Below are 14142 nucleotides of genomic sequence, written 5' to 3'. Positions count from 1 at the left end.
AAATTTTATGGTGTGACTGATAAAATGTTTTAAAAATAAACAGGAATCTATTTTAATGACTAGTTATTGTGGTTATATCGCCTTGGTTGGTAGGCCTAATGTAGGTAAATCAACACTCCTCAATTGTATTTTGCAACAAAAAGTCAGCATTACCTCAAGAAAGCCTCAAACAACCCGTCACAGTATTTTGGGGATACGTACTGAGGGTGATTACCAATTTGTTTATGTCGATACGCCTGGAATCCATCAGGGAAGTAAAAAAGCAATGAATCGCATGATGAACAAAACGGCAATAAGTGTATTGCGTGATGTGGATGTGATTGCTTTTTTAGTTGATGGAACTCATTGGCAAGAAGAAGATGAATACGTTTTAAGTTTGGTCAAACAGGCCAAAGTACCTTGTATTTTAGTGGTCAATAAAGTAGATAAAATTGATGACAAAACGCAGTTATTGCCTTGGATAGAGCAAATGAGTGAAAAGCATGAGTTTGCCGCAATTATTCCTGTATCTGCAAAAACAGGGGTCCAAGTTGATGATCTGCAAGATCAATTACGGAATTATCTGCCCGAGGGACCTCATCTGTTTCCTGATGACCAATTGACTGATCGGTCCATCAAATTTTTATGTGCTGAATTATTGCGTGAAAAGATTTTCCGTTTTTGCGGACAAGAATTACCTTATTCTGTTACTGTAGACATAGAATCTTATAAAGATGAAGGCGCGCTTGTGCGCATTCATGCATTAATTCTTGTAGATAAAGACAATCATAAACGTATGATTATTGGTGATAAGGGACAAAAATTAAAGGAAATGGCAACTAATGCACGGATGGATATGGAAAAGCTATTAGGTAAAAAAGTATTCTTACAGTGCTGGTGCAAAGTAAAATCAGGCTGGTCGGATGACGAGCGTATATTAAAACAATTAGGCTATGACCACTAAGACGATAGAGGCTTGGGTTTTACATAAAAAATGGTCTGGGGATACAAGTGCTCAAGTTAGTTTTTTTACACGCGAGCTAGGATTGATCCAGTGCCTTTATAAAGGGGGGCGCACCCCTAAAAAGCAAGCCCTTCTCCAACCGTTTACACCTTTATGGGTGAGTCTTTCGGAACGTCATGAGCGACATTATGCACAAACGGTTGAAAGTATTTCCCCAACACTTTACCTTAACGGCAGCTCGCTTTTTGCGGGCTTATATGTCAATGAAATTCTCTATTATGCACTAAGCCCTAACTATTCTGATTCAACCTTATTTGATGCCTATCTATTTACTATGAATGGTCTTGCTTCGACCACGGAGCGATTGATGATTGAAGCCCTGTTAAGGCGTTTTGAGTGGACTTTACTTCATGCATGTGGTTATTCGTTTTCATTAACGCATGAAGCAAGAACGGCAAATCTGATTGTTGAAGAGGTATGTTATCAATTTGTCGCGGGTGAAGGCTTTGTTGAAGACAGTAGAGGAATACCTGGTGCGCATATTCTTGCATTGGCACAAGATAATTTAAACGAAGCGCCCTATCTCAAATCAGCAAAAATAATTATGCGCCAAGCAATAGATCATCTTTTAGGTGGGCGTGAGATTAAGACAAGGGCATTGTATTTTGCAGAAGTAAAATAAATGAGTGTGAATAAGAGTGTGGTTCACGAAAGGATCTAGAAAAACCGTACTTTTCTTCCCACCTTAAATAAATAGGGTTCTTGCTCTAGGCCATGATGGACCTTATACTCTTTATTTTATTTAGTAAGGTGTTGCATGAATAAGCCAATATTACTGGGTGTCAATATCGATCATATAGCTACTGTACGTCAAGCGCGCGGAACCCGCTACCCTGATCCGGTTCAAGCTGCGATGGATGCCGAAGAAGCTGGTGCTGATGGTATTACTTTACATATGAGAGAAGATTTACGCCATATCCAGGCTCGCGATGTACGTTTGATTAAACAAGTATTACAAACGCGAATGAATCTTGAATTGGCAGTAACCGACGCGATGCTCGATTTTGCAGAAGAAATTGCACCTGAACATACGTGTTTGGTTCCAGAAAAGCGGGAAGAGATAACCACAGAAGGTGGTTTAGATGTGCTCACACATCGAAAATCGGTAGAAAATGCAGTAAGACGTTTGCAGGCTATAGGTAGTGAAGTTTCTTTATTTATTGATCCAGAACCTGATCAAATTGCGGCTGCAGCAGATGTTGGCGCTCCTGTGATTGAATTGCACACAGGTTGTTATGCGGATGCCGTCGATGTGGAACAACAACAGCGTGAATTAGAACGGATAAGACACGCTGCGGAATATGCGGCCAGCTTAAATTTGATTGTCAATGCAGGCCATGGTCTCAACTATCATAATGTACAAGCCATAGCGGCTATAAATGAATTACACGAACTTAACATTGGCCATGCGATTATTGCCCGAGCTCTATTTTGTGGTATGAAAGAGGCAGTAAGACACATGCGTCAACTCATGCAGGAAGCAAGACTTTATGTCAACATCTGACGTTATTGTAATTCGGATTACTGGGGATTCAGGTGATGGTGTCCAATTGGTGGGGGAACAACTCACTATCAGTGCGGCACTTACTGGTCGTGATGTACGGACTTTACCTGACTTTCCTGCAGAAATTCGAGCGCCAGCAGGCACTGTGGCTGGGGTTTCTGGTTTTCAACTGGCAATGGCCGAGCATGCTATTTTTACCGCAGGTGAGTCCCTTGATGTACTGGTTGCTTTAAATCCTGCTGCATTAAAAAATTCTTTGCAACATTTGAATCAAGGTGGTTTGCTCATTATCAATGAGGACAGCTATCAGGACAAAGACTGGCAAAGGGCTGGAATGGACAAGAGCTTTCTTGATAATTGCGCCGAGCATTATCAAATTATTTCATTTCCTTTAATTACCCAGACCTTACAAGCCGTATCTTCGCTTGAATTAACAAAGCCGCAAGCGACAAAAACCAAGAATTTTTATGTTTTGGGTTTGGTACTGTGGTTATTTGATTTATCCACAACAGCGTGCGAAGCATTCATTACCAAAAAATTCAAAGCAAATCCTATGGTTGCCCAAGCCAATCAATTGGCTTTATTAGCCGGATACAATTATGGCATGACCTTAGAGTTAACGCGCCGTGACTATATGCTGGGCGAAGTAAATCGAGATGTGGGGGAGTATCGCCAAATTACCGGGGTTGAAGCAGTAGGCTTAGCACTTGCCGCACTTGCAACTTCAACGCAAGTCCCAATGTTAGTTTCAGGATACCCGATTACACCTTCGTCAGCAATACTGCATGAATGTGCGCGTCTAGCTGATTATGGAGTGCAGTTATTGCAAGCAGAAGACGAAATTGCTGCCATTTGTGCGTGTATTGGTGCTGCATATGGTGGCAGATTGGCTTTAACGACAACTTCCGGACCGGGTTTGGATTTAAAAAGTGAAAGTCTTGGTTTGGCTGTGGTGGCTGAATTACCCCTGGTTTTGCTTGATGTACAACGCGCAGGAGCTTCTACAGGATTGCCCACAAAAACAAGTCAAAGTGATTTACGACAAGCACTTTACGGGCGACATGGCGAAGCGCCATTACCGGTATTGGCAGCACAATCCGCAGCAGATTGTTTTAATACAGTGCTAGAGGCATTTTGTTTGGCGGTGAAATACATGACTCCCGTGATTGTTTTACTGGATGCTTATCTGGCCAATGCAGCGGAGCCGTGGAAAATACCAGAGGCAGCGTCTTTAAAAGTACCTCAAATTGAATTTAACCGTTTTCCAAAGCCATTTACGCGGGATGAATTTTTAAGTCGTAGCTGGAATAAACCTGGGACGCCGGGATTTATTCATCAATTGGGCGGCCTAGAAAAACAAGGTGAAGAGGGTCGGGTAAGTTATGATGCTGAAAATCACCAAAAAATGGTTCTTTTACGACAACAGAAAATTAATGGGATTGCACGAGAATATGCTCCTTTGACGATTGAAGGGGATGCCAATGCATCAATCATTTTAATTGGTTGGGGCAGCACTTACGGCAGCTTAAAATCAGCAGTTTTGCAGTGCTTGGAACAAGGATTAGCGATTGCTTATGTACATTTACGTCATCTCAATCCTTTACCCGAAGATTTAGGCGCTATTGTAAAAAAATACGATAAAGTTTTGGTTGCTGAATTAAATTCAGGGCATTTATGTCAGATTATTCGGGCAAACTATTTGGTTGATGCGCAAGTGATAAGTCAATCGAATGGTCAGCCTTTTACTGTCAGTCATCTGGTGAAAACTATCAAAGCGGAAGCCCATTATGAATAATAACTATAAACGTGAAGATTTCGCTAATGCAAATGAAGTTCGCTGGTGTCCTGGCTGTGGTGATTATGCCATCTTAATGGCGTTACAAAAAATGTTGCCTGATTTAGGGTTCGCTCCAGAACAGCATGTTTTTATTTCAGGTATAGGATGCGCAGGACGATTGCCTTACTACATGAATACGTATGGATTTCATACCATTCATGGCCGAGCCACAGCAGTTGCAACTGGATTAAAGGCACTTCGTGACGATTTATGCGTTTGGGTAATTACCGGAGATGGTGACGCTTTAAGTATTGGCGGTAATCATTTAATTCATATTTTACGTCGTAACGTCAATGTTAATATTTTATTATTTAATAATCAGGTGTATGGCTTAACTAAAGGACAATTTTCACCCACATCACAAAAAGGCCAAGTAACCAAAACTTCTCCTAAGGGGGTAGCAACGGAACCGGTAAATCCCCTGACCTTAGCGTTAGCGGCTGGTGCAAGCTTCGTAGCTCGTGCAGTAGACAAAGATCCTGTTCATTTGAGTACTATCTTAAGAAAAGCCCAGGAACATCAGGGCTGTTCATTTGTAGAAATCTATCAAGATTGCAATATCTTCAATCATGGTGCTTTTGATGAATTTGCGGTTAAAAGTAATCGAGCCGAAAATACAGTGGTATTGGAAGAAGGGCAACCCTTGCTATTTGGCGTACAAAAAGACAAGGCATTGCTGGTAAAAGATGAGCAATTGATCTGTGCCCCAGCTGATGCAGAGGATATTTATCATCATGACCCCAGCAATTTCAATGCAGCAATGCGTCTTGCTTCGTTGTCTTTTCCAGATTATCCAGTTCCATTAGGTGTGTATTACCAAAAATCTCGTGATTTGTTTGCCTTACCTCAAGAGATAAGAAAGACTGTAGATGATTTGCCCGAACTATTCAGGGCGAAAGCTACCTGGCAACAAAGTTAATAATCGTTTTTCATAAATCGTCACCAAGATATGATTTTCTTTGTGATCTTTCTTTATTGATAAAACATTTCCTTTGTTCGACGTGTTAGTGCTTTCAAGATTAATGGTTCATGATAGCAACAAACGCTCTTCATTGTCGTTTTGGTCTTTTGGATAGTTTAAACTTTGAGCATAAGGCAATAAAATAAACTCCATGCGTCTTGCTAAAGAACCCTTAGGATTTTTCAAGGGGATTTTAGCCAGACGAACTGATAATTCCTCCATAGAGGAAATTTCTCCTGTATCGAGTGCCTTCACAATTTTATTAACATCAACTACATGATGTCTATTCCAATGAGCATGAATAACTCTACTTATCCAAGAGTTACTTTTTGTATAATCATCTAAAATTGCTCTTGCTTGTTTCAGTTTATCACTTATTTCATAAGTGATTTCACTATAAGAACCGGGAAAGCTCGCTATTTTGGGTAATGAAAGAAAGCGTTTATATTCCTTCAAAATAGCCATTTTTTCATTCTCAGAATGAACAAGTTTTTGATATATTGTCTGGAACCTTTGCGGGTAGTAGTCAAAAGCTGTTTCACAATCTTCTTGATTTAACTCAGGATTAAGTTCCATCATTTCTAGAACGCTTAATCTTTTTTCATTATCCAGTGATCTTTTTATATCTTTAACTAAGTTCTGGATACATAGGCTATAGAATTCCGGATCTTTCGCGGCACTCATTTCAGTCTTTATTGTTTCCGGAAAATAGTTGAAAATTTTCGATCTAATATTAACCTCGGATTTATCTTCTAATTGTACCAAGGCCATTAATATTTGAAGATGTTTTGAGAAAGATTTTTCAGGTAATGTCGCTTCAGATGGAAGTGATAATGATACTTCCTTTTCTTTTAAAAGTTGAATGTAATCGTTTGTTAATTTTTCCAGACTAACGCTTGATTGTTCTCTAAGTAGATTATTTAATACTTGAACCACTTCTTGATAATCATTAAATACCTTGTCTGTACTCTCAGCATTTTCTTTCGCCGAGTGTAGGAGTTCTTTGAGCTCCTTATCTGTTTCTGATTTTCTTAATCGATAATGCTGAAAATGGTAAATTAATCGCTGCGCAGATTTAACCACTCCTAGTGGATGAATACGATACTCTTGTAAATCTTTCAAACTAATCGAAACGCTTTCTAATGGGTCTTGATATCGCTCTGGATTATAATCGTCATGCTGATGCAAAATCCCATGTCGTTTTTTATACGGCTTATTTGAACTATAGGTAAATGGAGTAATAAATTCCTGTTCGCAATGAACCTCCTTCTCGCCTCTAGAAGGACTGCTGTATGCTAACTCTACCCCTTCATCTTGCAAGGCTTTCCATATACTCAACATTAATATCTTTAAATATGCGGGATTAGGGTAAGCTTGCCCCTCATAATATTCAGGCTTGTTCTTAGATAGACAGTATTCCATATAAACACAAATTTCTTTTCCTCTTTGGTCTCTATCTCCTCCATGCAACGAAGGATCCCATGTACTTAAATTATCGTTATCGTCGGGTAAAAATACTTTAAATTCTGGATGAAAGTTAGTTTGAAATTGTTTGATGGTGGCGAGCGCTTTCAGAGCTTTTAAGGCATTTTTTCGATTAGGTTTAATACTAATTCTAAATTGCCAGCAAGGGAGGGAATTCGTTTGGTCCACGATGCTGTCGGCAACGTTACCTTGAACAGAAAACCAGTCTGATTGAATTTTGGGAGCTAGCTCCTCAATCATTTTTTGACTAATAGCCATTTTTTTAAAAAAAAGTAAATAATGGTAGATTATAATTAATTCTGCGTTTTTATTCAACAATTGGACGATACGTTTTATTTTTGTTGCTTGTGATAGGCTTTAGTTAGGCTATTGAGGGAGCATAAATCAGCAACACGTGGTGGTTCGTACCTTTTATATCTTATTGACCACTTCAAGTCTTGCAAAAATACAAAAAAAATCCCGGCAAAAAAACTAACCGGGATTCAGGTAGAGGAGAATGGATAACTAGTCGCGGCCTGAAAACGCACCTAATATGTTAAGCAAGCTGACGAACAAGTTATAAATCGATACAAAAAGACCTACTGTAGCTGAAATGTAATTGGTTTCACCTTCATGAATAATTGCACTGGTTTGCATGAGAATTAATCCTGAAGAAATCAGTATGAAAGCAGCTGAAATGGCTAATTGCAAAGCAGGGATGTGAATGAAAATTCCTGCAATCATCGCCAATAAAACGACCATCATACCTACAAAAAGAAATCCGCCCAGGAAGCTAAAATCTTTTTTCGTTGTTAATGCATAACCAGATAAAGCAAAGAAAATGATACCAGTACCGCCTAAGGCCGTTGCAATTAATTGTGGGCCGTTACTGAAATGACTAATGTAGGCGCTAAGTACTGGTCCTAAGGTATACCCCAGGAAGCCGGTAAAGGCAAAAACACTGACTAAACCCCAAACACTGTTTCTTAAAGCTTGAGTCAAAAACATCAAACCATAAACACCAACTATCATCAGAAGAGGGTTCATGGGACGTGCGCCACTTGTAAGAGATAAAACTGCCATAAACGCACTGAACAAAAATGTCAGACCTAATAATAGATAAGTGTTACGCAGTACCTTATTACTCGAAAGCACTGATTCATTACGTCGTGTAAGGATGGTGACATCATTTCGGTTCATTGTTTGAAGCTCCTCTATGTTTATATTTAGTCTAGCATATCTATGGGTTAGTTTCCTATATTTCAAGTTTTAAAACAAAGTATTTTTGTTTTGAGGTTCTATAGTACTATAGTAGTATTGTAAACCGGTTACAGCGCCGTTCCCCCTTATCGCTCCTTACCGTTGTGATGAGGGGCAATTCGCTGTACGCAGGCTACTTTGGATATATGTTTCGACCGTTTTTAAGTCAAAATTTTAGGATTTATTATGGCACGGGCAGCATTAGTACAAATGGTTTCCTCAGCACATGTTGCTGAGAATTTACAACAAGTGGAACAACTGATTAAGCAAGCCCGTGACGAACAGGCAGAACTGGTACTTTTGCCTGAAAATTTCGCATTTATGGGGCTTCATGAAACCGATAAATTGCAGATTGGTGAAGTTTTTGGTGTAGGTCCAATACAAGAAAAAATCAGTCAATTGGCAAAAAAATTCGGTTTGTGGATTATTGCCGGAACAATCCCTCTTAAAGGTATGGGCTCTAAAGTACGTGCGAGTTGTTTGGTTTATGACGCCCAAGGTAAGTGCGCTGCGCGTTACGATAAAATTCACTTATTTGATGTAAGCGTCTCAGCAGGAGAGGCATATAAAGAATCGATGTCTATTGAGCGCGGGCATGATTTGGCTCTAGTAGATACTCCGATTGGAAAAATTGGATTGACGGTTTGTTACGATTTACGTTTTCCAGAACTTTATCAACTCCTGATGTTCAAAGGAGCGCAATTGTTTACCGTCCCTTCTGCATTTACAGCCGTAACAGGTCTTGCTCATTGGGAAGTATTGTTGCGAGCCCGAGCGATTGAAAATCTTTGTTATGTTTTAGCAGCCAACCAAGGCGGGCGGCATGAAAATGGGCGGAGTACTTTTGGTCATAGCATGGTTGTTGATCCTTGGGGTAAAGTCCTGACACAGCATGAAATAGGTGTGGGTGTAGTGACGGCAGAGATCGATTTACAAAATCAGCACGAATTACGTCGAAATTTCCCCTGTTTGGAACACCATGTATTAAACTTATAATAGAGTTTAAACTCTATGAATAACAGTTTTATTAAAAAGGTAATGATTAAATGACAGAAGCCCTTACTACAGCAAAAAAAATTTTACTAGCTCCTGCATCATTAGATGAGACGGGTATAGAAAAATTATTTAGAACCATGATGAGCCATCATATTGATGATGCGGATCTCTATTTCCAAAGTTGCAGCTATGAGTCCTGGTACTTAGAAGACTCTGTGGTCAAAAGCGGTAGTTTTTCTTTGGATAGAGGGGTGGGTATTCGAGCGGTTAGTGGTGATAAAACAGGTTTTGCTTATTGCGATGATATTTTATTTCCTTCGATGTTGCGCGCAGCTGATGCGGCTCGTTCTATTGCCCTCACTGGTTCCAAACCCGTTCAATCCATTCAAGTTCAAAGTGCTGCAATCAGTCGCTATCAAGGATTAAATCCTATTGAGGGGATGAGCAAACAAGAGAAAATTGCTTTATTAGAGGCGATTGATAAAGAAGCTCGCCGCATCGATCCGCGCGTCATTCAGGTCAATGCTTCATTAAGTGGTTGCTACGAAGTCGTGATGGTCGCTGGAATGCATGGGCAAATGATTGCAGATGTGAGACCTTTGGTCAGTATCAACGTGAGCGTTATTGTAGAAGACAAGCATGGAAAACGGGAGTCTGCTCGTTCTGGAGGGGGTGGTCGAGTGCCTTATTCCTACTTTCACGAAAAAGACAACGCTCTAAGCTATGCACGAGAAGCTGTGCGCGAAGCATTGATTAATTTGGAGGCCCAACCGGCACCTGCAGGAACAATGCCTGTCGTTTTGGGACCAGGTTGGCCAGGCGTATTATTGCATGAAGCCGTCGGGCATGGTTTGGAAGGTGATTTTAATCGCAAGGGATTATCTGCTTTCTCGGGGCGTATTGGCCAACAAGTGGCTGCACCAGGTGTTACGGTAGTTGACGACGGTACATTGAAAGACCGACGAGGTTCCATCACTATTGATGATGAAGGAACTCCATCGCAATGCACTACATTGATCGATAATGGCGTTTTGGTGAATTATATGCAAGACAAGTTGAATGCCAAATTGATGGGCATGCAATCCACAGGCAATTGCCGACGTGAATCTTATGCACACGTACCCATGCCCAGAATGACCAATACCTACATGTTGGCAGGGCAACATGACCCCGAAGAAATTATTCGTTCTGTACAACGTGGCTTGTATGCGGTGAATTTTGGAGGGGGACAAGTTGATATTACTTCTGGTCAATTTGTATTTTCTGCAAGTGAGGCTTATCTCATTGAGAATGGTAAGATTACTGCACCAGTTAAAGGAGCAACCTTAATCGGCAATGGGCCTGACGTGATGAAAAAAATCAGTATGATTGGAAATGATCTGGGATTAGATCGTGGAATTGGCGTTTGCGGTAAAGAGGGACAATCCGTTCCTGTTGGTGTCGGTCAACCTACTCTAAAAATAGATGCTTTGACCGTCGGTGGGACTAGTTAAAATCCACATTATTTGGGGCTTTAACCTGTGATATTCGTATTTCTTGCGATTCAGTAACATGAGGATACTTGCTAATCCTGGATACAGCCAAAAGGACTGTATCCAGGTTCTAGAGTTGTTCTCTTTTCTTAGGGTTCATCGTACAGAGAATGCTTTGGTTATTGGGCGTCCTTACCTGATAATTTATTGAGTAGAGAACTAATCTCAAAAATTCGTCCTTCCGAATCAGTACTGTCTAGGTTAAATCGTAAGCGTTGAGGACCATCCATTTGATATCTTTTCGCATGAACTTGAATCAAATGAATCAAAACGCCAGGATCAATGGAGGGATTTTCAGAAAACTCCAGTTTTCCCTGTTGCGAGCCGGCGCTGATTTTTTGAATTCCCATTTTTTCGGCTTTTAATTTTAATTCCGTAATCAATAATAAATGCTTGACTTGATGAGGTAATAAACCGAATCGGTCAATCAATTCAACATGTAAGTCATGCAACTGCTCTTTGGTCTTTGCGTTGGCAATTCGTTTATACATAATCAGCCGATTATGGATATCTGGAATGTATTCATCAGGAATAATCGCACTGATTCGTAAATCGATCTCGGGTCCTTGATGCATTGGAGCGGATAATTCAGGTGTCTTTCCAGCTTTTAAATCATGAACTGCTCTATCGAGCATTTCCATAAACAAATTAAATCCAATTGCTTGCATGTTGCCACTTTGCTCTTCTCCTAAAAGCTCACCCGCCCCACGAATTTCAAGATCATGGGTTGCTAAGGTGAAGCCTGCGCCTAAATCTTCCAAGGAGACAATGGCTTCCAAACGTTTCACGGCATCAGAGGTCAATAATTTTTCATTCGGAGTAAGTAGGTAGGCATAGGCTTGATGATGCGAGCGACCTACACGTCCACGTAATTGATGCAATTGGGCTAAACCAAATTTATCAGCGCGATCAATAATAATCGTATTGGCAGTGGGAATGTCGATACCGGTTTCAATGATGGTGGTACAGACCAATACATTAAAACGGTGATGATAAAAATCGGACATGACTCGTTCTAATTCACGTTCACGCATTTGGCCATGAGCTGAGCGTATTTTTGCTTCAGGAACTAGGGTTTGTAAATCCTGACACACTCGATCAATGGTTTCTACATTATTATGCAGGAAAAAAACCTGCCCCCCCCTAAGGATTTCTCTTAGTATCGCCTCACGGACGATAGGGTCCTTTTTTTCTTGCCAAAAAGTTTTAATTGCGAGACGTTTCGCTGGAGGTGTGGTCATTAGAGAAATGTCCCTTATTCCTGCCATTGCCATATTCAATGTTCTAGGAATAGGGGTCGCAGTCATGGAAAGAATATCCACATGGGTACGTAGTGCTTTGATGTGCTCCTTTTGTTTGACCCCAAAACGATGTTCTTCATCAATAATAAGCAATCCAAGATTTTTAAAAGCAATCTTGCTTTGAAATAATTTATGAGTCCCGATGACTATATCAACCGTTCCCGATTTTAATGAGGCAAGCACTGCCTCAGTTTCTTTAGCTGAGCGAAAACGTGAAAGTAACTCAATATTAATGGGAAAGTCCGCAAATCGATCTCGGAACGATTCAAAGTGTTGTCCTGCCAGCAAAGTAGTTGGGACAAGAATACAGACTTGTTTATTGTTTTGCACTGCAACAAAAGCGGCGCGCATCGCTACTTCAGTTTTACCAAAACCTACATCGCCACAAATTAAACGATCCATTGGTCTCGGGGATTCCATATCTTTTATGATTTGCTCGATTGCCTGTAATTGATCCGGTGTTTCTGTAAATGGAAAGGCACTGGCAAATTTAACGTATTCGTTATGATCGATTTGATATTGGTGTCCAGGTTGGGCTTCTCTTTTGGCGTAGAGATCAAGTAACTCGATGGCCACATCATGAATTTTTTCAGCGGCCTTTTTCCTTTCTTTTTGCCATTGATCTGAACCGAGTCTATGTAAGGGGGCATGTTCACTATCAACCCCAGTATATCGGCTAATTAAGTGAAGTGAGGTCACAGGAACATAAATCTTGTCCTCGCCTGCATAGGTTAGGACTAAAAATTCACTCGCAATCCCATTGGATTCTATATGCTGTAATCCTTGATAACGTCCTACACCAAATTGCAGATGAACTACAGGCGCACCAACACGAAGTTCAGCCATGTCACGGATAATTAAGTCAGGATCAACTGTTTTTTGCGCACTGCGCCTTTGCGGTGTACTTTGTTCACCAAACAATTGGGATTCAACAATAATCACGATATGACTTTGTCTTAATTCACATCCGTAAATGAGGTCTCCGGTAGTGATGTTGATCGGAGCATTATCGTTAATGAAATCGTGCCAGGAAGATTGTACTTTAGGATTAATGCTGCTTGGTTTAAGCAAATCCAGTAACACTTCACGCCGCCCCGCACTCTCGACTACAATCAAATAACGACGTGTTGTGTCTGCACAATAAGTACGAAGTTGGTTTAGGGGTTCTTGTGTTTTCCTATCGATTGGTAATTGTGGGCCCGGAGTAATATCAAAATTAACCACAGCCCCTTTTTTATCCGAAGGATTTTGGAACAGACGCAATTGCTCGTAGGTATTGGCTTTAGTTAACAATTCAGTTGGATTAATAAAACAAGCAGGGGGAGATAAAATAGGTCTACTGACGTCATATCGTCTTTGCTCATAGCGTTCGTTTAATTCTTGCCAAAATTGTTCTGCATTATTTTGAATCGTTTCAATCAAACAAATCTTGGCATTTTCTGGGAGATAGTCGAAAAAAGTAACCGTTTTTTCAAAAAATAAGGGAAGGTAATATTCAATTCCTGAAGGGAATTGTCCCTCAGTGATCGCTTCATAAATAGGGCATTGACTTGGATTGCCAGGAAAGAGTTCTCTAAAAGCCCGTCGAAACAGGAGCTGACTTTGTTCGTTTAAAGGAAACTCGCGGGCAGGTAACACATTGATTTCTTTTATTTTTTCTATTGTGCGCTGGGTTTCTGTGTCAAATTCGCGTAGACTTTCTATTTCATCGTCAAAAAGTTCAATACGAAAGGGTAAACCGGAACCCATCGGATAAACATCAATAATGGATCCGCGTAGGGCAAATTCTCCGTGCTCAAGTACTTTATTCACACAATGATAACCCGCTTGTTGTAATTGATTACGAAAAGCGGTTAAGTCCAGTTTTTGCCCTTCTTTTAGCATTAAAGCATATTGATTTAAAAATTCGGGAGGACATAGTCTGTGCATTAATGTGCTTGCCGAAGTGATGACAATAGCATCAGTCACTTGTTGAATACGGCTTAAGGTGTACAACCGTTCTGAAATAATGTCCTGGTGGGGTGAAAATTGGTCATAAGGGAGCGTTTCCCAATCCGGAAAAAATAACAGTTCTTGAGGACTGTCGGGATTGAGAAAGAAATTCAACTCCGCTTGCAATTGATTTGCACTGAGATTATCTTGGGCAATCAATAACTTAATTCCGGGAGTTTGTTGACAATATTCAGCAAGTGCTAGCGCCAAGCTGCTTCCATGGAGCTGACCCCATACTTGTTTAGCCTGTGTCGATTTATAAAGTAAGGTATTTATGGGCATAGCTTAGGCA

Annotated in this window: 10 protein-coding genes; 7 read left to right on the top strand and 3 right to left on the bottom strand. The window is 40.5% G+C overall.

Features of this window, described 5'->3' with window-relative positions; all coding sequences use genetic code 11:
* Nucleotides 1-55: 55 nt before the first annotated feature.
* The 5 genes from era to OQJ13_RS02835 all read left to right on the top strand — a co-directional run bounded on the left by era (nt 56) and on the right by OQJ13_RS02835 (nt 5263).
* Nucleotides 56-943, top strand: a complete 888-nt coding sequence (era, locus tag OQJ13_RS02855; protein WP_265709064.1) for a GTPase Era — start codon at nt 56-58, stop codon at nt 941-943.
* On the top strand, nt 933-1625 hold the full coding sequence (gene recO, locus OQJ13_RS02850; protein WP_265709062.1) for a DNA repair protein RecO: 693 nt from the start codon (nt 933-935) through the stop codon (nt 1623-1625). Before era ends, recO begins: the two co-directional genes overlap by 11 nt.
* 135 nt (nt 1626-1760) lie before the next feature.
* On the top strand, nt 1761-2507 hold the full coding sequence (pdxJ, locus tag OQJ13_RS02845) for a pyridoxine 5'-phosphate synthase (protein ID WP_265709060.1): 747 nt from the start codon (nt 1761-1763) through the stop codon (nt 2505-2507).
* Nucleotides 2494-4302, top strand: a complete 1809-nt coding sequence (locus OQJ13_RS02840) for a 2-oxoacid:acceptor oxidoreductase subunit alpha (RefSeq protein WP_265709058.1) — start codon at nt 2494-2496, stop codon at nt 4300-4302. The genes pdxJ and OQJ13_RS02840 overlap by 14 nt, the downstream gene beginning before the upstream one ends.
* Entirely contained in the window at nt 4295-5263 is a 969-nt protein-coding gene (locus tag OQJ13_RS02835) for a 2-oxoacid:ferredoxin oxidoreductase subunit beta (RefSeq protein WP_265709056.1), read from the top strand. The genes OQJ13_RS02840 and OQJ13_RS02835 overlap by 8 nt, the downstream gene beginning before the upstream one ends.
* A gap of 108 nt (nt 5264-5371) precedes the next feature.
* On the opposite strand, the gene OQJ13_RS02830 is transcribed toward OQJ13_RS02835, so the two are convergent.
* Nucleotides 5372-7108, bottom strand: coding sequence for a DUF5617 domain-containing protein (locus OQJ13_RS02830; protein ID WP_265709053.1), 1737 nt, complete (start codon nt 7106-7108; stop codon nt 5372-5374).
* A gap of 186 nt (nt 7109-7294) precedes the next feature.
* Nucleotides 7295-7969, bottom strand: coding sequence for a Bax inhibitor-1/YccA family protein (locus tag OQJ13_RS02825; RefSeq protein WP_265709051.1), 675 nt, complete (start codon nt 7967-7969; stop codon nt 7295-7297).
* A 246-nt stretch (nt 7970-8215) separates the two neighbouring features.
* On the opposite strand from OQJ13_RS02825, the gene OQJ13_RS02820 reads away from it, so the two are divergent.
* Nucleotides 8216-9025 carry a carbon-nitrogen hydrolase family protein gene (locus OQJ13_RS02820; RefSeq protein ID WP_265709049.1) on the top strand — a complete coding sequence of 270 codons (810 nt, stop codon included), beginning with the start codon at nt 8216-8218 and terminating at the stop codon, nt 9023-9025.
* Nucleotides 9026-9075: 50 nt separating this feature from the next.
* Nucleotides 9076-10518 carry a metalloprotease TldD gene (gene tldD, locus OQJ13_RS02815; RefSeq protein WP_265709047.1) on the top strand — a complete coding sequence of 481 codons (1443 nt, stop codon included), beginning with the start codon at nt 9076-9078 and terminating at the stop codon, nt 10516-10518.
* 158 nt (nt 10519-10676) lie between these two features.
* Here the strand turns inward: tldD and mfd are convergent, their stop codons facing one another.
* The gene (mfd, locus tag OQJ13_RS02810) at nt 10677-14132 is read right to left on the bottom strand and encodes a transcription-repair coupling factor (RefSeq protein WP_265709046.1); all 3456 of its coding nucleotides are present in this window, start codon (nt 14130-14132) and stop codon (nt 10677-10679) included.
* Nucleotides 14133-14142: the final 10 nt, after the last annotated feature.

The sequence above is a fragment of the Legionella sp. PATHC035 genome (assembly GCF_026191115.1).
GTDB lineage: Bacteria > Pseudomonadota > Gammaproteobacteria > Legionellales > Legionellaceae > Legionella.
The sequence above is the reverse complement of the archived record's forward strand: the minus strand, read 5'-3'. Positions and strand labels throughout refer to the sequence as shown.

Bases quoted from the DNA above. Each gene is read 5' to 3' on its own strand.
- OQJ13_RS02825 (WP_265709051.1), bottom strand. From the start codon at position 7,969: ATGAACCGAAATGATGTCACCATCCTTACACGACGTAATGAATCAGTG.
- era (WP_265709064.1), top strand. From the start codon at position 56: ATGACTAGTTATTGTGGTTATATCGCCTTGGTTGGTAGGCCTAATGTA.
- recO (WP_265709062.1), top strand. From the start codon at position 933: ATGACCACTAAGACGATAGAGGCTTGGGTTTTACATAAAAAATGGTCT.
- pdxJ (WP_265709060.1), top strand. From the start codon at position 1,761: ATGAATAAGCCAATATTACTGGGTGTCAATATCGATCATATAGCTACT.
- tldD (WP_265709047.1), top strand. From the start codon at position 9,076: ATGACAGAAGCCCTTACTACAGCAAAAAAAATTTTACTAGCTCCTGCA.
- mfd (WP_265709046.1), bottom strand. From the start codon at position 14,132: ATGCCCATAAATACCTTACTTTATAAATCGACACAGGCTAAACAAGTA.
- OQJ13_RS02840 (WP_265709058.1), top strand. From the start codon at position 2,494: ATGTCAACATCTGACGTTATTGTAATTCGGATTACTGGGGATTCAGGT.
- OQJ13_RS02835 (WP_265709056.1), top strand. From the start codon at position 4,295: ATGAATAATAACTATAAACGTGAAGATTTCGCTAATGCAAATGAAGTT.
- OQJ13_RS02820 (WP_265709049.1), top strand. From the start codon at position 8,216: ATGGCACGGGCAGCATTAGTACAAATGGTTTCCTCAGCACATGTTGCT.